We start from the raw sequence: 21,698 nt of genomic DNA on the forward strand, positions 1-21,698 counted from the left end.
AAGATTCCCCCGGGCGGGGTACCCCGGCCGGCCGCCGTGCCGACGCCTCGATAGTGACATGGCCCCGCTGGGCGCGTCACGCGGGTTTCACCGGGTGTGCGGGCCCCTGCGGGGCCGGGGCCGCGTTGCGCGGCGCCGCGCTGCGCCAGTCCGGGTGCCCCGGCATCGGCGGCGTCCTCTCCGCGTACAGCCAGCCGTCGAAGAAGTCCGTCAGGTCGCGCCCGGCGATGCGGGAGGCCAGCGCGGTGAACTGGGCGGTGCCGGCCGACCCGTCGCGGTGTGTGCGCACCCAGGTGCGCTCCAGGCGGTCGAAGGCCGCTTCGCCGATCTCCTGGCGCAGGGCGTACAGGACGAGGGCGCTGCCGTCGTACACCACCGGCCTGAAGAGGCTGATCTTGTGGTCGGTGGAGGGTGCGTCGGGGTGCGCGGGCGGACCCCCGGCCGCACGCCAGGCGTCGGAGCGGCTGTACGCCTCGCGCATGCGCCGCTCCATCGGCTTCTGCGCGTGCTCCTCCGCGTACCGGGCCTCGTACCAGGTGGCGTGCCCCTCGTTGAGCCAGAGGTCGGACCAGGTCCGCGGCGAGACGCTGTTGCCGAACCACTGGTGGGCGAGCTCGTGCACCATGATCGATTCGATGTACCAGGCGGGGTGGCCCGCGTCGGTGAAGAGGGAGCGTTCGAAGAGGGAGAGGGTCTGGGTCTCCAGCTCGAAGCCGGTGTCCGTGTCCGCGACCAGCAGCCCGTACGTCTCGAACGGGTAGGGGCCGACCTGCTCCTCCATCCAGGCCAGCTGCCCCGGGGTCCTGCGCAGCCAGGGCTCCAGCTTCCCGCGGTCGGCCGCGGGAACGACGTCGCGTACCGGCAGCCCGCGTGGCCCGGTCCGTCGCAGGACGGCGGAGCGGCCGATGGACACCTGGGCCAGTTCGGTGGCCATGGGGTGCCCGGTGCGGTAGGTCCAGGTGGTCGTGGCCCCGTGGCGGCGCTTCCCGGTGGGCAGGCCGCCCGCCACGACGGTGTACTCCTCGGGCGCGGTGACGTGGAAGGTGAAGTAGGCCTTGTCGGACGGGTGGTCGTTGCCGGGGAAGACCCGGTGGGCCGCGTCGGCCTGGTTGGCCATGGCCAGGCCGTCCGCGGTCGGGACCCAGCCGCCGGTTCCGGTGTCCCCGGAGGGGTCGCTGGTGTGCCGGACCGTGATCCGCAGGGGCACTCCCGCGGGGAGCCGGGCGGGGGGCCGGACGATCAGGTCCTCGTCCTCGGTGGAGAACCGGGAGCCGAGCCCGTTGACCTGCACGGAGCGGACGGTGCCCCGGGCGAAGTCGAGGTTGACGCGTTCCAGCGGCGCGGTGGTCCGGGCGTCGATCCTGGTCACGGCGTCCAGGGGCTCGGTGGCGCGGCCGTGGTACCTGAGCGAGATGTCGTACGAGAGGACGTCGTACCCGGGGTTGCCGAGATGGGGGAACAAGCGGTCGCCGATGCCCAGCGGCCCCGGTGCGGGCGCGGTGGCGGCGATGAGGGTGGCCGACGCGGTGGCCAGCAGAGCGGTGCGCAGGCGACGGGAGGTGAGCGGCATGGACTACGGCTACCAGCGGAATCCGGCCACGCGGGAGCGGCGCGCGCCGCACCACCCGAACGGGGGCGCCCGGAGCGGCCGTCAGCCCGCGGCGGCGGGCTGCTGGGCGCGGCTCACGTCGTACACCCCCGGTACGTCGCGCATCGCCCGCATGAGTCCCGGCAGCCCGGCGGCGTCCGGGAGCTGCAGGGTGTAGGTGTGCCGGACGCGCTGTTCGCTGGGCGGCTCGACCGTCGCGGCGACGATGGCCGCGTCCGCTGCGGCGATGGCCTCGGTGAGGTCCGCCAGCAGCCGGGGGCGTCCGAACGACTCGGCGACGAGGGTGACGCGGTAGTCCGCCGTCCCGCCGGGGTCGCCGGTGTCGTTCCAGCGCGCCCCGACGGCCGCCCGGCCGGTCGCCCGCATACGGGCGACGGCCGCGCATTCCCGGCGGTGCACGGTCACGGCCCCGCCGCGCACCATGCATCCGATGATGTCGTCGGGAGGGACGGGCGTACAGCAGCCGGCGAGCCGGACCTGCGATCCGGGTGCGTCGACGGACACGGTCACGGCCCGGCCGCCCGGCCTGCCCCGGCCGTTCGGGGGGCCGTCCCCGGCGTCGGCCGCGCGGTCCGCGCTCTGCTGCGCCCTGCCGGCCCCGGGGCCGTCCGGCCCGTCGTCCCCGGACCGGCTCTGCTGCCCTGGGGCGGCGGCCCGGCCCCTCCGGTGCTCCGGGACGTCGTCCCGGTGGGTCTCCAGCCATCCCGCGATCGCGATGCGCGCGGCAGGCGTACGGGCGTGGTCCAGCCACTCCGGGGAGGGGCCGGAGGAAGCGTCCTGCGCGAGCAGGAGCTGCACGGTGTCACCGTCCCTCAGGACCGTGCTGAGCGTGGCCAGGCGCCCGTTGACGCGGGCTCCGATGCAGCCGTGCGCCTCGTCGCCGTACTGCGCGTACGCGGCGTCGACGCAGCTCGCGCCCGCCGGCAGACCGAGTGTGCCGCCGTCGGTGCGGAAGACGGTGATCTCCCGGTCCTGCGCGAGATCGGCGCGCAGCGTGGTCCAGAAGGTGTCGGGGTCGGTGGCGGACTGCTGCCAGTCGAGCAGGCGCGAGAGCCAGCCGGGCCTGGTCGGGTCGGCGCGCTCCCCGTCGGCGGGCTCGGCCCGGTAGGCGGCGGTGGCGCCGTCCTGCGCGTAGGGATTGCCGAGGGCGACGACACCCGCCTCGGCGACCTTGTGCATCCGGTGCGTGCGGATGAGCACTTCGGCGACCGCGCCCTGCGGACCGACGACGGCAGTGTGCAGCGACTGGTAGAGGTTGAACTTCGGCGCTGCCACGAAGTCCTTGAACTCGGAGATGACCGGGGTGAAACAGGTGTGCAGTTCTCCGAGGACCGCGTAGCAGTCGGCGTCGTCGCCGACCAGGACGAGCAGTCGCCCGAAGTCGGTGCCGCGCAGTTCGCCGCGTTTCGTCCTGACCCGGTGGAGGGAGACGAAGTGGCGCGGCCTGATGAGTACTTCGGCGCTGATTCCGGCTTCGCGCAGTGTCGTCCTGACACGGTCGGCGATCTCGGCGAGCGGGTCGTGGGTGCGGGCCGCCTCGGCGATCAGGGCCCGGGTCCGCTCGTACTCCGCGGGGTGGAGGATCGCGAAGACCAGGTCCTCCAGCTCCGTCTTGAGCGCCTGCACGCCGAGGCGTTCGGCGAGCGGGATGAGGACGTCGCGGGTGACCTTGGCGATCCTGGCCTGCTTCTCGGGGCGCATGACGCCGAGGGTGCGCATGTTGTGCAGCCGGTCGGCCAGCTTGATCGACATGACCCGCACGTCGTTGCCGGTGGCGACGAGCATCTTGCGGAAGGTCTCGGGTTCGGCCGCCGCCCCGTAGTCCACCTTCTCCAGCTTGGTGACGCCGTCGACGAGGTAACAGACCTCCGCCCCGAACTCCGCCTTGACCTGATCGAGCGTCACCTCGGTGTCCTCGACCGTGTCGTGCAGGAGTGAGGCCGTCAGCGTCGTCGTCTCCGCGCCGAGTTCGGCCAGGATCAGGGTCACGGCCAGCGGGTGCGTGATGTACGGCTCGCCGCTCTTTCGGGTCTGGCCGCGGTGGGAGGACTCCGCGAGGACGTAGGCGCGGTGCAGGAGGGACAGGTCGGCATCCGGATGGTGCGCCCGGTGGGCCTCCGCCACATGGCCGATGGCGGCGGGCAGCCGGTCGCGGGAGGCCGGACCGAGCAGGGCCACACGCCCCAGCCGGCGCAGGTCGATCCGCGGGCGACTGCGCTTGCGACTGGGAGCACCTGGATCGGTGGCCTCTGCGCTCATGGGGCACCTCCGGCAACGTCGACCGGCGGCGCGTAGGCGCGGGTGCGCCTCCGGGGCCGGTGCTTGATGCTATCGACCCGACCACGTGGCGCAGTCCCGCTCCTGCTCAGCGTGAAACGGATCACCCATTCGAGCGAAGCTCTAACCGGTCACCGTTTCGAGCCAGGCGGGGTCGATCATGCCTTCGGCGACGATGACCGCGGGACCCGTCATGTCGATCCCGCCGTCCGGATGCTCCGTGATCACCAGGGTGCCGCCGGGGAGGTCCACCGTGTACGTGGCCGGGTCGCCGGTCCTCGCGGGGTCGAGCCCGTCCCTGCGGGCGGCCGCGACGGCCACGGCGCAGGCGCCCGTGCCGCAGGACCGGGTCTCGCCCGAACCACGCTCGTGGACGCGCATGGCGACGTGCCGCGGCCCGCGGTCCACGACGAACTCGACGTTCACTCCGTCCGGATAGACGGACGCCGGGGCGAACGGCGGTACGGAGAGCAGGTCACCGGCGTGTTCCAGGGCGTCGACGAACGCGACGGCGTGCGGATTGCCCATGTTCACGTTGCGCGCGTCCCAGTTGCGGCCGTCCACCGTGACGGTGACGCCCTCGTCCGGGAGCACCGCACGTCCCATGGAGACCGTGATGTCGCCGTCCTTGGCGATGTGCACCCGCTTGACCCCGCCCCGGGTCGCGACGGCCAGATCGCCTTCGCCGACCAGACCGGCGCGCTGCAGGTGCCGGGCGAAGACGCGTACGCCGTTGCCGCACATCTCGGCGACGGAGCCGTCCGCGTTGCGGTAGTCCATGAACCACTCGGCCTGATCGGCCATGGCGAGCGCCTCGGGGTGCGCCGCGGACCGTACGACGTGCAGCAGGCCGTCACCGCCGATCCCCGCGCGGCGGTCGCAGAGGCGCGCGACGACGCGACCCGGCAGGGCGACGGCGTTGTCCGGGTCCGGAACGATCACGAAGTCGTTCTCGGTGCCGTGGCCCTTGAGGAAGGTGATCTGCGCAGTGCTCACGGATCCACTGTACGAGGCCGCGCCGCCCGTCCGCCTCGCCGGTCCGCCCGCCCACCGGGCGACCGCCTGCGGCGTCCTCTCAGCGGAGTCGCGCCACGCGCCAGACGGCCAGGGCGACCAGGCCCGCACCCACGACGACGTAGAGCCCGATCACGCGCCAGTCGGGGCGTTCCCCGGCGCCTCTGGCCGGCAGTCCGGGCCAGGTGTGACCCACCCGGCGGGCCGCCATCATGGCCCAGCCCGCGGCGCAGCAGCTGATCAGCAGTCCCAGCATCGCCACGACGGCACCGCCGCCGCCGAACTCGAAGGCGAGCGGGAAGGCGAACATCAGGGAGCCGAGCGCCGCCAGCACCACGATGGGCGCGAGCTGCCAGATCCGCATGCGGCGGACCGGACGGAGCTCGACCTCGACCTCGGGGGCCACGTCGTGCTCGTCGGGCCCGTCCGGGCTCAGGCGTCCCGTCTCGTGCCGCGTATCCGGTGCGTCCCGGTCTGTGTCGCGAGGGCCGGCCTCCATCGCCACGCGCCCTCCCAACTCGGACTCCACTGGTCGATCGATGCTCGATGATGGCACGGCGTGGGGCACCGAAATGACGGGCGGAGCGTCCCGATGCCATCACGTGATCAGGCTGTAACCGCCCGTTCGACCAACGCCAGCGCCCGGTGCGGGAGTTCCCCGCGGTGTTCCTCGGCGCCACTGAGCCACTGGACGCGCGGGTCGCGCCGGAACCACGAGTCCTGACGGCGCGCGAAGCGTTTGGTGGCGCGTACGGTCTCGGCGCGCGCCTCCTGCTGGGTGCACTCGCCCGCGAGCGCGGACAGGACCTGCTGGTAGCCGAGTGCGCGCGAGGCGGTACGCCCCTCGCGCAGCCCCAGGGCCTCCAGGCCGCGTACCTCCTCCACGAGCCCCGCCTCCCACATCCGGTCCACCCGGGCGCTGATCCGCCCGTCGAGTTCCGGGCGCTCCACGTCCACGCCGATCTGCACCGCGTCGTAGACCGCCTCGTCGCCCGGAAGGTTGGCGGTGAACGGCTTGCCCGTGATCTCGATGACCTCGAGGGCGCGGACGATACGGCGGCCGTTACTGGCCAGGATGGCCCCGGCCGCCTCCGGGTCCGCGGCTGCGAGCCGGGCGTGCAGGGCACCGGAGCCGTGTTCCGCGAGTTCGTCCTCGAGCCGGGCGCGCACGCCCGGGTCGGTCCCCGGGAACTCCAGGGCGTCGATCGCACCCTTGACGTAGAGGCCGGAGCCGCCCACCAGGACGGGGGTACGTCCCTGGGCCAGCAGCCTGTCGATCTCGGCGCGGGCCAGACGCTGGTACTCGGCGACGCTGGCGGCTTCGGTGACGTCCCAGATGTCCATCAGGTGGTGCGGAACGCCGCCGCGCTCGGCCAGGGTCAGTTTCGCCGTGCCGATGTCCATGCCGCGGTAGAGCTGCATCGAGTCGGCGTTGACGACTTCGCCGCCGAGCCGCTGGGCGAGAAAGACTCCCAGGTCGGACTTTCCGGCGGCGGTGGGGCCGACGACGGCGATGACGCGGGGGGTGGGAGCTGGTCTTCTCACCGGGACAGTGTCCCAAACTCCGGGACGCCCGAGTTCCGCAACGGCCCCCCGCCGCGTGCCCGGCAGCACCCGCAAGGTCTTCTTCCGGGTAAAATGTACGAACAGTCCCCCGAGCACGGAAGGTGACCCATGGGTTTCCTGGACAACCTGAAGGCCAAGCTGGCCCCGGCCAAGGACAAGGTCGGCGACCTCGCGCAGCAGCACGGGGGCAAGATCGACCAGGGCCTCGACAAGGCCGCCCGCACGGTCGACCAGAAGACCAAGGGCAAGTACAGCGAGAAGATCGTGTCCGGTACGCAGAAGGCAAAGGACGCGGTGGACCGCCTGGGTCAGAAGAACGAGGGCGGTACGCCGCCCACGCCGCCGGCGTCCTGATCCGGGGCCGGACGAGTAGGGCACGGCCGTGAGGGCCGGGGAAGCACGTCGCTCCCCGGCCCTCACGGCTGTCGGCCCCCCGTCACGACCAGGCGGCGACCGCGTAGCCCACGCCGTACGGGGCGTCCTCGTACAGCAGCCGCCCGCCGAGCCCGGCGCCCCGCGCCGCCCCCGCGAGCACCTGCCAGGGCGCCCGGCCTGCCACTCGCAGCTCCCGGGCGAGTTCCTCGTCCAGGGCCGCCAGCGCGGAGAGATCGGCCGCACCGAGGGCCCGGAAGGCCGCCGCGTCGAAGTCCACCGCCCGTTCGTCCAGGTAACCGGGAGCCTTGACCGTACGACAGGCGCTGCCGTCACCCATGACCAGCAGGGCCACCCGGTCCGCCCGGCCGGCCAGCTCCCGTCCGGCCTCCGCGCAGCGGTCGGCGGACAGCGGCTCGTCCACCCCGAGCCCCTCGACCGGGGCGCAGGACCACCGGGAGCGGGCCAGCAGCCAGGCGCCGACGGCGAGGGACGCCGGGAGCGGGCGGTCCGGGGCCGCCGATCCGGCGGGCGGCTCCCCCAAGCGGACGGCGAGCTCGACACCGAACGCGGCGAAGGTACCGGGCGAACCCACGGGGTAGGGGCCGCGCTCGGACGGGCCTGCGGGCCCGGCGACGATCAGCAGGTCGGGTCGCGAGGCGGCGAGCACCCCGAGCGCGTCGGCACACGCGGCCCGCGCCGGGTCGAGCTCGTGCGCGGCACCCGCGGCGACCTCGGGGACCAGGAGAGGCGGGCAGGGACACACGGCGGCGGCGACAAGCATGCCGGTCAGCGTACTGCGAGACCCCCGGGCACAGGTTGCGCACCACCCGTCCGGTCGCGCCCGCGCCCGAGGCGCGGCCCACCGGCCAGCCCCGAAGCGGGTGGGGGGGGGCCGCCGGGGCGGGTCGCGCCTGCGGGGGGGGGCTGCTTCCCCATCCGCCTCCTGGCGGAACCGGACTCGCTTCGGGCTCCGCCTCGAACGCCGGCGAGGCCGGAAGCCCGCCGCCCGAGCCGTGGGCCCCGCCCCGCGCGCCGCCCTCAGTCGCAGCCGCATCCAGGCGCCGCGGCCGGCGTCGGCGCGGGTGCGCCGATGCCCGGCAGCCCGAGCATGACCCCCGCCGGCTTCGGAGCCACAGCCTCCGTGCGCTTCGCCCAGGCGTCCCCCGAACGGGTGTGCCGCACACCCAGCGGGGCGCCCTCGGCGAGGAGGTGGTGCGGGGCCGCGTACGTGATCTCGACGGTCACGACGTCCCCGGGGCGCACGTCCTGCGCCGGCTTGGTGAAGTGGACGAGGCGATTGTCCGGGGCGCGCCCGGAGAGGCGGTGCGTCGCACCGTCCTTACGTCCCTCGCCCTCGGCGACCATGACGTCCAGGGTGCGGCCGACCTGCTTCTTGTTCTCCTCCCAGGAGATCTCCTCCTGGAGGGCGGACAGGCGCATGTACCGCTCCTGGACGACCTCCTTGGGGATCTGCCCCTCCATCTCCGCGGCGGGCGTGCCGGGGCGCTTGGAGTACTGGAAGGTGAAGGCGTTGGCGAAACGGGCCTCGCGGACGGCGTGCATCGTCTGCTCGAAGTCCTCCTCGGTCTCGCCGGGGAAGCCCACGATGATGTCGGTGGAGATGGCCGCGTCCGGCATGGCGGCGCGCACCTTGCCGATGATGCCGAGGAAGCGCTCCTGGCGGTACGAGCGCCGCATGGCCTTCAGGATCGTGTCCGAGCCCGACTGCATCGGCATGTGGAGCTGGGGCATCACGTTCGGCGTCTCGGCCATCGCGGCGATCACGTCGTCGGTGAAGTCGCGCGGGTGCGGCGAGGTGAAGCGGACCCGCTCCAGGCCCTCGATGGTGCCGCAGGCGCGCAACAGCTTGGAGAAGGCCTCGCGGTCACCGATGTCGGAGCCGTAGGCGTTCACGTTCTGGCCGAGCAGGGTGATCTCGCTGACGCCCTCGGCGACGAGCGCCTCGATCTCCGCCAGGATGTCGCCGGTGCGGCGGTCCTTCTCCTTGCCGCGCAGGGCCGGGACGATACAGAAGGTGCAGGTGTTGTTGCAGCCCACGGAGATGGACACCCACGCGGCGTACGCGGACTCGCGGCGGGTGGGCAGAGTGGACGGGAAGGCCTCCAGGGACTCGGCGATCTCGACCTGCGCCTCCTCCTGGATCCGCGCGCGCTCCAGGAGCACCGGCAGCTTGCCGATGTTGTGCGTACCGAAGACGACGTCGACCCAGGGGGCGCGCTTGACGATGGTGTCGCGGTCCTTCTGCGCCAGACAGCCGCCGACGGCGATCTGCATCCCGGGGCGCTTCGTCTTCATGGGGGCGAGGCGGCCGAGGTTCCCGTACAGCTTGTTGTCGGCGTTCTCCCGCACCGCGCACGTGTTGAAGACGACGACGTCCGCGTCACCGTCCGCACCCTCGGGGGCGCGGACGTAGCCGGCGTCCTCCAGCAGCCCCGACAGGCGTTCGGAGTCATGGACGTTCATCTGGCACCCGTAAGTGCGTACCTCGTAGCTCTTCTGGACGTCCACTGCTTCGCTCCGGTTGCCGCTGGTCATGGGACAAGGGTAGGCGGTGGCCGGGCACCTTCCGGCCGCCGGAGTCCCTCGGGGGATCCGGCCTGGCCAGGACGGGGCGTGGACTGGCAGGATCGCGCCATGCTGCACGCACTGTCCCGATTCGGCCGGCGCCGCACCCTCCAGGGAGGCGCCGGGGCCGCGCTCGTCCTCGGGCTGCTGCTGTGGTGGGTCCTCCCACTGGGGAGCCCGGAGCCGAGCGGTTCGCTGACCTTCTCCACCGGCGTACGCAGCGGCGTGTACCAGCGCTACGGGGAGCGCCTGGAGGGCGCGCTGGCCAAGGACATGCCCAAGGTGTCGATACGGCTGCGGACCAGCGAGGGCTCCCAGCAGAACATCGAACGGGTGGCGACGGGAAAGGCGGACTTCACCATCGCCACCGCCGACGCCGTGGCCACGTACCTGCAGAGCGGGCGGGCCGGCGGAGACCGGCTGCGCGGCTGCGTCCGGCTGTACGACGACTACGTCCAGCTGGTCGTCCCGAGGGACTCCGGCATCCGGACGGTCGGCGACCTGCGGGGCAAGCGGGTCGGCGTCGGGCAGAAGGGTTCTGGGGTGCTCCTCGTCGCCGACCGGCTGATGAAGGCGGCCGGCGTCGATCCGGCCGGGGACATCACGCCGGTCCACGCGGGCATCGACACCATGCCGGCCAGGCTGACGTCCGGCACCCTGGACGCCTTCTTCTGGTCCGGCGGCCTGCCGACCGGTGCGGTGCAGGACCTGTCGGAGAAGTTCGCCGTCCGGCTGGTGCCGCTCGAGGACGCACTGATCGCGAAGCTGCAGGCGGCCGGCGGCTCCACCCGCCACTACCGTTCGGCCGTGATGCCGGCCGACGCCTATCTCGACGCCCAGCAGGGACAGGCGGTACGGACGGTCGCGGTCGCCAATCTGCTGATCACGACGGACCGTACGGATCCGCTGATGACCGAGGCCTTCACCCGCACCGTGATCGACAGCAGGGACCGGATCGGGCGCGAGGTGCACGCCGCGCAGCTGGTGGACCTCCGGACCGCGATCTACACCGATCCGCTGCCGCTGCACGAAGGGGCCAAGCGCTACTACCGTTCGGCCAAGCCCTGAGCGGCCGCCCCGCGAAGCCGGTGCGCGGGCGGCTCAGAGCCTGTCCGGTGACCGGGGGCCGGACCGCATCCGCTCTCCGGGCCCCGGTCACCCGGCAGGCTCTCAGGCGTGCGGAGCGTCGCGCGGCACGGTGAGCGTCACCCGCAGGCCGTGCGGTTCGTGCCGGTCGTAGCCGATCGATCCGCCACCGGCCGCCAGCAGCGCCCGGGAGATGGAGAGCCCGAGCCCGGACCCCTTGATGTTCTGGTGCCGGTTGCTGCGCCAGAAGCGGTCGCCGATGCGCTCCAGCTCCTGCTCGCTCAGACCGGGCCCCCGGTCGGCGACGACGATCGTGGTGCCGGAGCCGTCGGTTCCGGCCGTGACCGTGACCTCCTGACCCTGCGGGGTGAACTTCAGCGCGTTGTCGATGACGGCGTCCAGGGCGCTGGAGAGCGCGATGGGATCCGCCCAGCCGGTCACCGCGGGGGCGCCGTCCAGTGTCAGCCGTACGCCCTTCTCCTCGGCGAGCGGACGCCAGGAGGCGACCCGTTCGCCGGTGAGCGCGCCGATGTCCGTGAGCCGCAGGTCCGCCGGGGCGTGCTCGGCCAGCGCCAGGTCCAGCAGGTCGTCCAGGACCCGCGCGAGGCGCTTGCCCTCCGTGCGCACCGAGGCGATCTCCCCGTTGCCCTCCGGGAGTTCCAGGGCGAGGAGTTCGATGCGCAGGAGCAGCGCCGCCAGGGGATTGCGCAGCTGGTGCGAGGCGTCGGCCACGAAGGCCCGCTGCTGCTCCAGCACGTCCTCGACGTTGTCCGCCATCTCGTTGAAGGAACGGGCCAGGCGCCTGAGTTCGGGAGGCCCGCCGGAGGCGACGACCCGTGACCTCATCCGGCCGCTGGCGATGTCGTGGGTGGCCGCGTCCAGGGTGCGTACGGGCAGCAGGACCCAGCCGGTGAGGCGGAACGCGGCACCGACCGCGACGAGCATGGCCGCGCTCTCGCCGAGGGCGATGAGCAGCCAGCCCCGCAGGGTCCGGGACCGCATGTCACCGGTCGGGGAGTCGGTCACCACGACGGCCACGACATCGCCGTCGCGCACGACCGGGGAGGCGACGACGAGCCGGCCGCGCTGCCAGGGCCAGACCTGCGCCGGATCGTGGGAGCGCCGGCCGAGCAGGGCTTCCCGGAACGCCTGGCGCCCCTCCCCCTCCACCGGCAGGGTCCAGGAGGCGGGGGCCTTGGCGAGGGCCCGGTCGTCCCGGTAGAAGACGCCCGCCCGGATCCCGTACACCGAGTCGTAGGCCCTGAGCTCGGTCTGCAGGATGCGCTGCCGTTCTCCGGAGTCCTCGATGAGCGCGCCGGCGAACTGCGCGAGCGCGGCGAAGCGCGCCGTGTCGTCGATGCGGTCGATGACGACCCGCTGCTGTTCGGCGGCGGCGACCCGCACGGCCAGGGGGAAGCCGAGGGCGAGCAGCACGGCGGCCATCAGGACGATGAGCAGGGGGAGCAGGCGGGTGCGCACGGGGAACGTACGCCCTCAGGCCTGCGGCGGGACGAGTCGGTAGCCGACGCCCCGCACGGTCTCGATCAGGGCGGGCAGCCGCAGCTTGGAGCGCAGCGACGCGACGTGCACCTCCAGGGTGCGTCCCGTGCCCTCCCAGCTGGTCCGCCACACCTCGCTGATGATCTGTTCCCGGCGGAAGACCACGCCGGGGCGCTGGGCGAGAAGCGCGAGCAGGTCGAACTCCTTGCGGGTGAGCTGGACCTCGTGGCCGTCGACACTGACCCTGCGGGTGGGCAGCTCGATGCGGACCGGGCCGAGCCGCAGGGCCGCGAGCGGGGTGGGCCCGGTGTCCTCGCCGGGGGGTCTGCGCCGGGCCACGGCGTGGATGCGGGCCAGGAGTTCGCCGGTGTCGTACGGCTTGACGACGTAGTCGTCCGCGCCGAGGTTGAGGCCGTGGATGCGGGAGCGCACGTCGGCGCGCGCGGTCACCATGATCACCGGGATCGCGGAGCGCTTGCGGATCTTCCCGCACACCTCGTAGCCGTCCTGGTCGGGCAGGCCGAGGTCGAGGAGCACGACCGAGAACGGCTCCTTGTCCGCGGGCAGCAGCGCCCGCAGGGCCTCCTCGCCGTTGCGGGCGTGCACGACCTGGAAGCCGTGGCGCGCGAGCACGGCGGACAGGGCCGCCGCGACGTGGTCGTCGTCCTCGACGAGCAGCAGTCTCATGCCCCCCCTCTCCGCCTCATGTCCGCCGGCACGGCACGTGTGCACCGGCCGGGCGCCGCACCCGGCGGATCTTGCCGTACGGCGAGGATCCGCGCAGTCCCGTACAGGGCATCCACGCCGATGACCGGCACGTCAGTCAAGCCCCTCCCCGTTACCTACGCGTTTCCGTTATGGACCCGGTACGCCACCCTGCGGGGCGTGGCGTACCGCACACGCCGCGTGTCCGGTGGCGGCCTGATCGTTATCCTCAAGTTCCGCTCAGATGTGATGACGCTGGTCGCACCGCCTCACTATGGTCTCCCCCTAACCGAGGAGGACGGAGCAAAAAGCCGATGAGCGGAGTTTCAGTGACCAAGGCCGCCCAGGACGCCGCGACCACGGGTGACGACCTTGTCGTACTGAGCGACGTCAACAAGCACTTCGGCGCGCTGCATGTGCTCCAGGACATCGACCTGACCATCGCCCGTGGCGAGGTTGTCGTCGTCATCGGGCCCTCCGGGTCCGGGAAGTCCACGCTGTGCCGCACGATCAACCGCTTGGAGACGATCGACTCGGGCGCGATCACGATCGACGGCAAGGCCCTGCCCCAGGAGGGCAAGGAGCTGGCGAGGCTGCGCGCCGATGTCGGCATGGTGTTCCAGTCGTTCAATCTCTTCGCACACAAGACGGTGCTGGAGAACGTGATGCTGGGGCAGCTCAAGGTCCGCAAGGCGGACAAGGCGGCCGCTGAGGAGAAGGCCCGTTCGCTGCTCGACCGGGTGGGAGTGGCCACGCAGGCCGACAAGTACCCCTCCCAGCTCTCCGGCGGTCAGCAGCAACGGGTCGCCATCGCACGCGCGTTGGCGATGGACCCCAAGGTCATGCTGTTCGACGAGCCGACGTCCGCGCTCGACCCGGAGATGATCAATGAGGTGCTGGAGGTCATGCAGCAGCTCGCCCGGGACGGGATGACCATGGTCGTCGTCACGCACGAGATGGGCTTCGCCAGGTCGGCGGCGAACCGCGTCGTCTTCATGGCGGACGGGAAGATCGTCGAAGAGGCCACGCCGGACCAGTTCTTCAGCAATCCGCGCAGTGACCGGGCCAAGGACTTCCTGTCGAAGATCCTGCACCACTGATTCCGGACGACTGTTCTCCGGACCAGCTGATCACTCACATCGCGTCAACCCCAGGGAATTCCACCATGCAGCTTCGTAAGGTCACCGCCGCCTCGGCCGCCGTGCTCGCGCTCGCCCTCACCGCCACCGCCTGCGGCTCCGGCGACAAGGACGACTCGGCGGGCGGCGGCAAGAAGATCACGATCGGTATCAAGATCGACCAGCCCGGTCTCGGCCTGAAGACTCCGGACGGCAAGTTCGCCGGCTTCGACGTCGACGTCGCCACGTACGTCGCCAAGGAGCTCGGCTACGACGCCAAGAACATCGAGTTCGTCGAGACGAAGAGCGCCGACCGCGAGACCGCCATCGAGCGTGGCGACGTGAAGTTCATCGCCGCGACGTACTCCATCAACGACGAGCGTCTGCAGAAGGTCGACTTCGCCGGCCCGTACCTCCTGGCCCACCAGGACGTCCTCGTCCGGGCCGACGACGACTCCATCAAGTCGCCCGCGGACCTCAACAACAAGAAGCTCTGCTCGGTCACCGGTTCGACTTCGGCGAAGAACGTCAAGGAGAAGCTGGCCCCGAAGGCTCAGCTGCAGAACTACGGCGGATACTCCGAGTGCCTCACCGGTCTGGAGAACAAGGCCATCGACGCTCTGACCACCGACGACTCCATCCTCGCCGGATACGCGGCGCAGGACGCCCACAAGGGCAAGTTCAAGCTGGCCGGCTTCAAGATGACCAACGAGAACTACGGCATCGGTCTGAAGAAGGGCGACGCCGACCTCAAGAAGAAGATCGACGCCGCGCTGACCAAGATGGTCTCGGACGGTTCCTGGGACAAGGCGGTCGAGGCCAACTTCGGCCCCGCCAACTACAAGAACGAGCCCGCGCCGAAGACCGGCAACATCGTCAAGTAGGGCTCCTGTCACCGGGCGGTCCGAAGCCGGGCTGATGAGGTGCGCCGCCGCCGAGGCGGCGCACCGAGCCCTCCCCACACGTGGAAGCACGGGAGATCGTGTTCGACTTTCTTGAAGGTTACGACCTACTGGGGGCCTTCTGGGTAACGGTGAAACTCACCGTCTACTCCGCCCTCGGATCCCTTATATGGGGAACACTGCTGGCCGGCATGCGGGTCGGCCCGGTCCCCCTGATGCGCGGTTTCGGTACCGCTTATGTGAACAGCGTCAGAAACATCCCACTGACGGTCATCATCGTCTTCGCGTCACTGGGCCTCTTCCAGACCTTGCAGGTCACCCTGGGAGGCGGAGACGACTTCGAGGTCATCAACTTCCGCCTCGCGGTGCTCGCCCTGTCGCTGTACACCGCCGCCTTCGTCTGCGAGGCCCTGCGCTCGGGCATCAACACGGTGCCCACGGGCCAGGCAGAGGCGGCACGGGCACTCGGGCTGAGCTTCACCCAGGTCCTCCGGCTGATCATCCTCCCCCAGGCCTTCCGCTCGGTCGTGAACCCCCTGGCCAACGTGCTCATCGCGCTGACCAAGAACACCACCGTCGCCGCGGCGATCGGCGTGGTCGAAGCGGCCTACCTGATGAAGGACATGATCGAAGCAGAGGCTCAACTCATCCTCATCTCGGCCATCTTCGCGTTCGGATTCATCTGCCTCACCCTTCCGACCGGGCTCCTCCTCGGCTGGGTGAGCAAGAAGGTGGCGGTGAAGCGATGACGACGTCCGTCCTCTTCGACGCGCAGGGACCCCACGCCAAACAGCGCAACATCCTGTACACCGTGGTGTTCGTGGCGGCCCTCGCCGCCCTCGGATGGTGGCTCTACACCAGCCTCGACGAGAAGCACCAGCTCGACTGGGTCAAGTGGGAGCCGTTCTTCACGAGCTTCCAGCCGTGGGAGACCTATATCTGGCCGGGGCTCCAGAACACGCTCAAGGCCGCGTTCTTCGCCCTCCTGATCGCCCTGCCGCTCGGCGCGCTGTTCGGCATCGGCCGGCTCTCCGACCACCGGTGGGTCCGGATGCCGTCCGGCGTCGTCGTGGAGTTCTTCCGCGCCATCCCGGTCCTGATCCTGATGATCACGGCGAACGCCGCCTACTCGGAGTTCACCGACATCGACAGCGACGTGCGTCCGCTGTACGCCGTCGTCACGGGTCTGGTGCTGTACAACGCCTCGGTCCTCGCCGAGATCGTCCGCGCCGGCATCCTGTCGCTCCCCCGGGGCCAGACCGACGCCGCCAAGGCGATCGGGATGCGCAAGGGCCAGACGATGCGGTTCGTCCTGCTGCCGCAGTCGGTGACGGCCATGCTGCCGGCGATCGTCAGCCAGATCGTGGTCATCGTGAAGGACACCGCCCTCGGCGGCGCGGTCCTCACCTTCCCCGAGCTGCTCGCGTCGGTCCGCCCGATGAGCGCCAACTACGGCGCCAACACCATCGCGTGCTTCACCGTCATCGCGGTGATCTTCATCGCGGTGAACTTCCTGATCACCTCGTTCGCGAGCTGGCTCGAAGGCAGGCTGAGGCGAGGGAAGAAGAGCACGGGCGCGGTGGTCGGCGGCGGACCCGACGGAGGCGTCGAGACCATCGGCACACCGAAGCTCGTCACCGAGGACGGGCACGGGGTCTGACAGACCACCGGTACGGAACTCACGGGGGGCGCCGGCGCATCTGCCGCGCCCCCCGCCACGGTCCACTGTCACTTGACGCAAGCACCGGCAGTGGGTTGCATACGTTCTGTGATCGCGCCCCGAACGTCCGCCGCCGCACTCCCTTCCCGCCCCTCGCCGTCGACCCTCAGCGCCGAAGGGAACACACCGTGGACCCGGTGATCGTCGTGGGTGCCGGGCCGGTCGGTCTGGCGCTCGCGCTGGGGCTGGCCGCCCAGGGCGTTCCCTCCGTCGTGCTCGACGAAGGCCCGGGGAAGGAGGAGCCCCGCCCTGCCCGCACCGTGGTCCTGCGTGAGGACACCGCCGACATGGTGGGGCGGCTGGGATGCGATGCCCTCCCCGAGGAAGGACTGCGCTGGACCGGCTGGCGGTCGGTACGGCGCAAGCAACTGGTGCGCGCCGTTCCGCTGGGCGAGGAGGAGGGCGCCGTCCCACTGCCCGCCCCCGTCCACGTGCCCCAGCACGCCCTCACCGGGGGCCTGCGGGAGGCGGCCGCCCGGCACTCCCTCGTACGGATGGTGCCGTTCAGCCGGATCGACACGCTGGAACAGGACGCCGACGGGATCACGGTGCACACCAGGGGGCCCGGCTCGACCTGGTGGCGCGGGAGTTACCTGGTCGGCTGCGACGGCGCCCGGTCCACAGTACGCAAGCTCCTCGACATCCGCTTCCCCGGCCGTACGGCGGTGGAGCGGCACGCCGTCGCCGCGCTCCGCGTCGAACTCCCCTGGCCGGGCGAGGCGTTGCTGCACCGTGCACCGCCCTGGCGGACGGGCGGCGCGGAGGTCACCGCACGGCCGCTGCCCGACGGTGTCTGGCGGCTGGACTGGCTCCTTCCACCCCGGGGCGAACTCGTCACCCCCGACGCCCTGATCACCCGGGTCCGCGACACGCTCGCGGGCTGGTGCGGCGACACCCCGCCCTACGAGCTGCTGGACACCGGTGTGTACACCCTGCACCACCGGCTGGCCCGGCGGTGGCGGGTGAAGCGGGCCTTCCTCGCCGGGGACGCGGCCCACCTGCTGGGCGCGCTCGGCACCCAGGGCCTGGACGAAGGACTGCGGGACGCGGAGAACCTGGCCTGGAAACTGGCCCAGGCCTGGCACCAAGGCGCCTCGGAGCTGCTGCTCGACAGCTACCAGGCGGAGCGCCGCGCGGCGGTCGCCTCCCGGCTGCGAGCCGCCGACCAGTCGCTGCCGATACTGCGCGGCGGCGCGGGTCTGCGGACGCTCGTACCCGGCAGCGCCCGGGGGCACGACACCTTGCTGGCCGACGGCCACCTGGGGTGCGGACCGCTGGGTGCGCCCCCCTCGTACACGCACTCACCTCTTTCACCTGAGCACTCCGGGGCGCACACTCCTGTGAGCACGCCCCCTGGCGCGCCGGTCACCGACGTCCGGGTGACGGCGCCCGACGGGAACACGGCGCGGCTGCGCGAACGGCTGGGCCGGGGGCACATGCTCGTGATCCTCGTCGCTCCGGGCACCGGAGTCTGGGACCGGCGGCACTGGCTGACCGCCGGCGTCATGCCCCGGCTGGCCGACGCGGTGGACGGACTGCCGGTGAAGGCCGAACTGCTGCTGACGGAGAGCTACCCCGGGGCGACGGCCCACACCGTGCTGCTGGTCAGGCCGGACGGGCACCTGGTGGCGGCCTTCAGCGGGGTCCGGCCGGCTGAACTTCGGGCGGCGGCGGATGCCGCGCGCGGGGGAGCTGTGGGGACGGTGGGTGGCGACGGGGCACACGCTCCGGACGCCTCCGACCGGACCGCGGACGTCAATTGACCGTCGCAGGCGCACATGGTGTACTCCAGATCATGACCGACACCGATGTGCGCCTGTGGCGGAGGGTCCATATGGATCTCGTCCGCTATGCGGGCTGCGTGTGTCGTCCGTCCTGCTGAATCGCCTCCTCCGCACGCCGTGCCGTTCTCCGCGCACGGGCGTGCCCTCCAGCGAACTCCCAGGACGGAACCCGTGTCTGCGCCCATTCCCTCCCTCCGCACGTCCTCGTCCGGGGACGGCGCTTCCGCCGGCTCCCCCGGTACCGCCGCGGCTGCCGGGGTCCCCGCCACTCCCGCCGCCCCCGGTCCGACGGCTGCGGAGCTGCTCGACTTCGTCCGCAGGACCGCGGACGACACCGCTCTGGTCGCCTCGCTCCCCCTCGACCCCGACGGCCGCACCTGGCTCCGGCTCGAAGGGCCCGGCGGCAGCGAGGCGTGGCTGATCGGCTGGCCGCCCGGTTCGGGCACCGGTTGGCACGACCACGCCGAATCGGTCGGCGCCTTCACCGTCGCCTCGGGCACGCTGCGGGAGCATTCCCTGGCCGCCCGGCTCCCCACCGAGGGCTGGCGCACGCTCGAACTCACCGAGGGCATCGACCGGACCCGACTGCTCGCCACCGGGCGGGGCAGGGCGTTCGGCCGGCACCACGTGCACGAGGTGCTGAACGAGTCGGGACAGCAACACGCCGTTTCCGTACACGCCTACTACCCGCCCCTGCCTGCGATCCGTCAGTACAGTCGCACCGGCCAGGTGCTCCGCCTGGAGCGGACCGAGGGACCGGAGGACTGGCAGTGAGCAGGGCGGACGAGAACCGTACGGTGCGGACGGTGAACACCGACGGAGCGCGCACGGACGACGTCGGCATCGGCACAGTGCGCGCCGGCGCTGCGGAGGCCGGCGCTGCGGAGGCCGGCGCGGCCGACTTCGGCGCTGCGGGGGCCGGCGCTGCAGTAACCGGCGCGGCCGACTTCGGCGCGGAGGACATCGAGCGAGTGGACCGGGTGGACGGTGAGCGGGCAGGCGTCGGGCGAGTGAGTATCGACGAGCTTCTGGAACAGGTCCGGGCAGGGTACGAGCGGATCGGCCCCCGGGAGGCTGCCGCCGCGGCGGCCGAGGGCGCCCTGCTGGTCGACATCCGGTACGCGGCCCTGCGGGAGAGGGACGGTCTGATCCCGGGCGCCCTGGTCGTCGAACGGAACGAGCTGGAATGGCGCCTCGATCCACTGGGCAGCCACCGCGTCCCGGAGGCGGCGAGTCACGACCTGCCGGTCGTACTGATCTGCAACGAGGGGTACGCCTCGTCTCTCGCGGTCGTGTCCCTGCGGCAGCTCGGCCTTCGCCGGGCCACGGACCTGATCGGCGGCTTCCAGGCCTGGCGCGCGGCCGGCCTGCCGGTCGCTCTGCGGGTGACCGGCAGGACCGAATGACGGCCTGACACACCCGAACGCCGCTCCCCGGTGGAGCGATCGCCCCGCGCGACGGACATTCACCTCACCACTGAGGACCGGAATGTACGGAGATGTCGCGCCGATGGAAACCGTTCACCCCACCCCCGACCAGGTCGACGTCCAGGCCTCCCGGCTCCATGACTCACAGGTGTGGCAGCAGATCGTCACGGGCTGGGACCGGACCACTCTCGATGCCGCTCCCCCCGCGGCCGCGCCGGTGCCGGTTCGGGTTCCGGTGCCAACAGCGCCCGTACCCGTCGTGCCCGCGCCCGCCGAGGAGGCGGCGTCGGAACCGGAGGGCCCGGGCGACTGGCGGGACCTGCTGTCGGTACCCGTCGACCGGCTCATCAAGGAGTCGCTGCGGGCACTGCCCGCCCGGCCACCCCGCGAACGGCCGCTCCCCGGGCGCCTGGGCGCCGTGCTGCCCGAACGCCTCCACGCGTGGCGCCGGATCGGTCAGCCCGATGTCCTTCCCTCCACCCACCTCGGCTACGCGCGGCAGATCCTGACCGAGTGGGGGTGGCAGAACACGCCGTACCGCCTGCGCAACGCCCGTGGTGCGCGCTGTCTCTGCGGGGCGATGCTGACCGCGCACAGGCTGGGGTACGGCTCCCTCGAAACCGTGGACCGGGCCGGTGCCTGGCTGATCACCGAACTGCGTTCCCAGGGCTGGACGGACCTCATCGGCCCCTGGAACCGGCAACCCGGACGCACCGCGTCGGACGCCCTGTCCCTGATCGACGCCACGATCCGACGGGCGTCCCTGGCCGGACACTGACCTCGCCGCCACACCCGCCCGGCACAGCGCCCCCTCCCCACCGCTGCCCGAACCGGCGCCCCGAGCCCTTACCCGGCGACCGGCCCATACCGACCAACCGACCAACCGGCCATCCGGGCCAGGGCACCCGTACATCCGGGCGCCGAGCGCGACAGCCCGGCCGGTGCCCAAGCGATCAGCGGCGGGCAGCCACCACTGTCGACCCCGCCCGGATCCCGCAGCCCTGTCTCCTACCCGCAGCCTCAGGGCACCCAGCCCGGCCGGCGCTCGGCGCTCGACAGTCGGCGCTCGACAGTCGGCGCTCGACAGTCGGCAGTCGGCAGTCGGCACAGTCGGCACAGTCGGCAGTCTCAGATTCCCCACCACCCGTAGCGCGCACAACCGACCTGGCGCCGAACCGTTCACTACCGGGCAGCCCCGCTGCCGGACCCACCCGGCCCGGCCGCCCTGCCTGCCCACTCGCCGTCCCGGTACCGTGCGTCCCGGCCCCGTACTGAGCCACACATCAGGGCGGCGGCCCCCTCCGCCCCCGCCGTGCTGCGCGCTCGTCCCCGCTCAGAAGGGCTCGTCCAGCCCCTCCGTGTCCTCCCCCTCCGCCTCGAGCGCCTGCCGCACCACCCGCAGGGCCATGCCCTCGCCGTAGCCCTTACGCGCGAGCATGCCCGCCAGCCTGCGCAGGCGCTTGTCGCGGTCCAGGCCCCGAGTGGAGCGGAGCTTGCGCGCGACGAGCTCTCTCGCGGTCTCCTCCTCCTGTTCGGGGTCGAGCTGCCCGACCGCCTCGTCGATCACCGCGGAGTCCACGCCCTTGGTGCGCAGCTCCCGGACGAGAGCGCGACGGGCCAGCCCTCTGCCGTGGTGCCGGGACTCGACCCAGGCGTCCGCGAACGCCGCGTCGTCGATGAGCCCGACGTCCTCGAACCGCGAGAGCACCTCTTCCGCCGCCTCGTCGGGGATCTCCCGCTTGCGCAGAGCGTCGGCGAGCTGCTTCCGGGTCCGAGGCGTCCCGGTCAGCAATCTCAGGCAGACGTTGCGCGCCTGCTCCACCGGGTCTCGCGGCTCCCCCTTCCCGGCCCTCGACGGGGAGGGGGAGCCGCTGCTTCTGGAACGGGAGCGGGGACGACGGCCCACCCCCTCGTCGGTCCCGGCCCCCGGCACGGGACCCGGGAGACCGTCGGCGGACTCTGCGGCGCTTTCGGGGCCGGGGCCCGCACTCGTGTCGGTACCCGGCCACTCCGTACGGCGTGTCACGGC

General features: G+C 72.0%; 21 protein-coding genes. 11 read left to right on the plus strand and 10 right to left on the minus strand.

Features of this window, described 5'->3' with window-relative positions; genetic code table 11:
* Positions 1-76: 76 nt before the first annotated feature.
* From ACH4VO_RS12615 to miaA, 5 genes are all read right to left on the minus strand, one after another.
* The gene (locus ACH4VO_RS12615; RefSeq protein WP_360988280.1) at positions 77-1,570 is read right to left on the minus strand and encodes a M1 family metallopeptidase; all 1,494 of its coding nucleotides are present in this window, start codon (positions 1,568-1,570) and stop codon (positions 77-79) included.
* A gap of 81 nt (positions 1,571-1,651) precedes the next feature.
* A complete protein-coding gene (locus ACH4VO_RS12620; protein ID WP_360988282.1) occupies positions 1,652-3,868 on the minus strand; it encodes an HD domain-containing protein in 2,217 nt (738 codons plus the stop codon).
* A 141-nt stretch (positions 3,869-4,009) separates the two neighbouring features.
* Positions 4,010-4,882: a diaminopimelate epimerase gene (dapF, locus tag ACH4VO_RS12625; protein WP_360988284.1), complete on the minus strand. Its 873-nt coding sequence runs from the start codon at positions 4,880-4,882 to the stop codon at positions 4,010-4,012.
* 79 nt (positions 4,883-4,961) lie between these two features.
* A complete protein-coding gene (locus ACH4VO_RS12630; RefSeq protein ID WP_360988371.1) occupies positions 4,962-5,399 on the minus strand; it encodes a hypothetical protein in 438 nt (145 codons plus the stop codon).
* Positions 5,400-5,506: 107 nt separating this feature from the next.
* Positions 5,507-6,445 carry a tRNA (adenosine(37)-N6)-dimethylallyltransferase MiaA gene (gene miaA, locus ACH4VO_RS12635; RefSeq protein ID WP_360988286.1) on the minus strand — a complete coding sequence of 313 codons (939 nt, stop codon included), beginning with the start codon at positions 6,443-6,445 and terminating at the stop codon, positions 5,507-5,509.
* A 129-nt stretch (positions 6,446-6,574) separates the two neighbouring features.
* On the opposite strand from miaA, the gene ACH4VO_RS12640 reads away from it, so the two are divergent.
* Positions 6,575-6,820 carry an antitoxin gene (locus tag ACH4VO_RS12640; protein WP_360988288.1) on the plus strand — a complete coding sequence of 82 codons (246 nt, stop codon included), beginning with the start codon at positions 6,575-6,577 and terminating at the stop codon, positions 6,818-6,820.
* 82 nt (positions 6,821-6,902) lie between these two features.
* Here ACH4VO_RS12640 and ACH4VO_RS12645 read toward each other — a convergent pair whose 3' ends face one another.
* Positions 6,903-7,622 carry a class III extradiol dioxygenase subunit B-like domain-containing protein gene (locus ACH4VO_RS12645; RefSeq protein WP_360988290.1) on the minus strand — a complete coding sequence of 240 codons (720 nt, stop codon included), beginning with the start codon at positions 7,620-7,622 and terminating at the stop codon, positions 6,903-6,905.
* Between the two features lie 257 nt (positions 7,623-7,879).
* Complete coding sequence (gene miaB / locus ACH4VO_RS12650; protein WP_360988292.1) at positions 7,880-9,397, minus strand: tRNA (N6-isopentenyl adenosine(37)-C2)-methylthiotransferase MiaB; 1,518 nt, start codon at positions 9,395-9,397, stop codon at positions 7,880-7,882.
* 99 nt (positions 9,398-9,496) lie between these two features.
* Between miaB and ACH4VO_RS12655 the strand changes: the two genes are divergently transcribed.
* Positions 9,497-10,495 carry a TAXI family TRAP transporter solute-binding subunit gene (locus tag ACH4VO_RS12655; RefSeq protein ID WP_360988373.1) on the plus strand — a complete coding sequence of 333 codons (999 nt, stop codon included), beginning with the start codon at positions 9,497-9,499 and terminating at the stop codon, positions 10,493-10,495.
* 102 nt (positions 10,496-10,597) lie between these two features.
* On the opposite strand, the gene ACH4VO_RS12660 is transcribed toward ACH4VO_RS12655, so the two are convergent.
* Together ACH4VO_RS12660 and ACH4VO_RS12665 are read right to left on the minus strand one after the other, a co-directional pair.
* Positions 10,598-11,992: a HAMP domain-containing sensor histidine kinase gene (locus ACH4VO_RS12660; protein ID WP_360988294.1), complete on the minus strand. Its 1,395-nt coding sequence runs from the start codon at positions 11,990-11,992 to the stop codon at positions 10,598-10,600.
* A 15-nt stretch (positions 11,993-12,007) separates the two neighbouring features.
* Positions 12,008-12,700: a response regulator transcription factor gene (locus tag ACH4VO_RS12665; protein ID WP_360988296.1), complete on the minus strand. Its 693-nt coding sequence runs from the start codon at positions 12,698-12,700 to the stop codon at positions 12,008-12,010.
* Between the two features lie 332 nt (positions 12,701-13,032).
* Between ACH4VO_RS12665 and ACH4VO_RS12670 the strand changes: the two genes are divergently transcribed.
* From ACH4VO_RS12670 to ACH4VO_RS12710, 9 genes are all read left to right on the plus strand, one after another.
* Positions 13,033-13,818 carry an amino acid ABC transporter ATP-binding protein gene (locus ACH4VO_RS12670; protein WP_360988298.1) on the plus strand — a complete coding sequence of 262 codons (786 nt, stop codon included), beginning with the start codon at positions 13,033-13,035 and terminating at the stop codon, positions 13,816-13,818.
* A gap of 65 nt (positions 13,819-13,883) precedes the next feature.
* Entirely contained in the window at positions 13,884-14,720 is an 837-nt protein-coding gene (locus ACH4VO_RS12675) for a glutamate ABC transporter substrate-binding protein (protein ID WP_360988300.1), read from the plus strand.
* A gap of 98 nt (positions 14,721-14,818) precedes the next feature.
* On the plus strand, positions 14,819-15,487 hold the full coding sequence (locus tag ACH4VO_RS12680) for an amino acid ABC transporter permease (protein ID WP_360988302.1): 669 nt from the start codon (positions 14,819-14,821) through the stop codon (positions 15,485-15,487).
* Positions 15,484-16,398 (plus strand): amino acid ABC transporter permease, encoded by a 915-nt coding sequence (locus ACH4VO_RS12685; protein WP_360988304.1) that lies wholly within the window; start codon positions 15,484-15,486, stop codon positions 16,396-16,398. The genes ACH4VO_RS12680 and ACH4VO_RS12685 overlap by 4 nt, the downstream gene beginning before the upstream one ends.
* Before the next feature lie 188 nt (positions 16,399-16,586).
* Positions 16,587-18,221 carry an FAD-dependent monooxygenase gene (locus ACH4VO_RS12690; RefSeq protein ID WP_360988306.1) on the plus strand — a complete coding sequence of 545 codons (1,635 nt, stop codon included), beginning with the start codon at positions 16,587-16,589 and terminating at the stop codon, positions 18,219-18,221.
* A gap of 32 nt (positions 18,222-18,253) precedes the next feature.
* Entirely contained in the window at positions 18,254-18,340 is an 87-nt protein-coding gene (locus ACH4VO_RS12695) for a putative leader peptide (RefSeq protein WP_311605579.1), read from the plus strand.
* Positions 18,341-18,413: 73 nt separating this feature from the next.
* Positions 18,414-19,016: a cysteine dioxygenase gene (locus tag ACH4VO_RS12700; protein ID WP_360988308.1), complete on the plus strand. Its 603-nt coding sequence runs from the start codon at positions 18,414-18,416 to the stop codon at positions 19,014-19,016.
* A 206-nt stretch (positions 19,017-19,222) separates the two neighbouring features.
* Positions 19,223-19,648 carry a rhodanese-like domain-containing protein gene (locus ACH4VO_RS12705; protein WP_360988375.1) on the plus strand — a complete coding sequence of 142 codons (426 nt, stop codon included), beginning with the start codon at positions 19,223-19,225 and terminating at the stop codon, positions 19,646-19,648.
* A 103-nt stretch (positions 19,649-19,751) separates the two neighbouring features.
* Positions 19,752-20,447, plus strand: a complete 696-nt coding sequence (locus ACH4VO_RS12710) for a hypothetical protein (RefSeq protein ID WP_360988310.1) — start codon at positions 19,752-19,754, stop codon at positions 20,445-20,447.
* 555 nt (positions 20,448-21,002) lie between these two features.
* Here the strand turns inward: ACH4VO_RS12710 and recX are convergent.
* A complete protein-coding gene (gene recX, locus ACH4VO_RS12715; RefSeq protein WP_360988312.1) occupies positions 21,003-21,695 on the minus strand; it encodes a recombination regulator RecX in 693 nt (230 codons plus the stop codon).
* Positions 21,696-21,698: the final 3 nt, after the last annotated feature.

The organism is Streptomyces sp. NPDC020780 (genome assembly GCF_044334475.1).
Lineage (GTDB): Bacteria > Actinomycetota > Actinomycetes > Streptomycetales > Streptomycetaceae > Streptomyces.

Excerpts from the sequence above, each read along its gene's own strand:
- ACH4VO_RS12655 (WP_360988373.1), top strand. The coding sequence starts at position 9,497 with ATGCTGCACGCACTGTCCCGATTCGGCCGGCGCCGCACCCTCCAGGGA.
- ACH4VO_RS12645 (WP_360988290.1), bottom strand. The coding sequence starts at position 7,622 with ATGCTTGTCGCCGCCGCCGTGTGTCCCTGCCCGCCTCTCCTGGTCCCC.
- ACH4VO_RS12670 (WP_360988298.1), top strand. The coding sequence starts at position 13,033 with ATGAGCGGAGTTTCAGTGACCAAGGCCGCCCAGGACGCCGCGACCACG.
- miaB (WP_360988292.1), bottom strand. The coding sequence starts at position 9,397 with ATGACCAGCGGCAACCGGAGCGAAGCAGTGGACGTCCAGAAGAGCTAC.
- ACH4VO_RS12620 (WP_360988282.1), bottom strand. The coding sequence starts at position 3,868 with ATGAGCGCAGAGGCCACCGATCCAGGTGCTCCCAGTCGCAAGCGCAGT.
- ACH4VO_RS12665 (WP_360988296.1), bottom strand. The coding sequence starts at position 12,700 with ATGAGACTGCTGCTCGTCGAGGACGACGACCACGTCGCGGCGGCCCTG.
- ACH4VO_RS12630 (WP_360988371.1), bottom strand. The coding sequence starts at position 5,399 with ATGGAGGCCGGCCCTCGCGACACAGACCGGGACGCACCGGATACGCGG.
- ACH4VO_RS12675 (WP_360988300.1), top strand. The coding sequence starts at position 13,884 with ATGCAGCTTCGTAAGGTCACCGCCGCCTCGGCCGCCGTGCTCGCGCTC.
- ACH4VO_RS12685 (WP_360988304.1), top strand. The coding sequence starts at position 15,484 with ATGACGACGTCCGTCCTCTTCGACGCGCAGGGACCCCACGCCAAACAG.
- ACH4VO_RS12615 (WP_360988280.1), bottom strand. The coding sequence starts at position 1,570 with ATGCCGCTCACCTCCCGTCGCCTGCGCACCGCTCTGCTGGCCACCGCG.
- ACH4VO_RS12710 (WP_360988310.1), top strand. The coding sequence starts at position 19,752 with ATGGAAACCGTTCACCCCACCCCCGACCAGGTCGACGTCCAGGCCTCC.
- ACH4VO_RS12640 (WP_360988288.1), top strand. The coding sequence starts at position 6,575 with ATGGGTTTCCTGGACAACCTGAAGGCCAAGCTGGCCCCGGCCAAGGAC.
- ACH4VO_RS12695 (WP_311605579.1), top strand. The coding sequence starts at position 18,254 with ATGACCGACACCGATGTGCGCCTGTGGCGGAGGGTCCATATGGATCTC.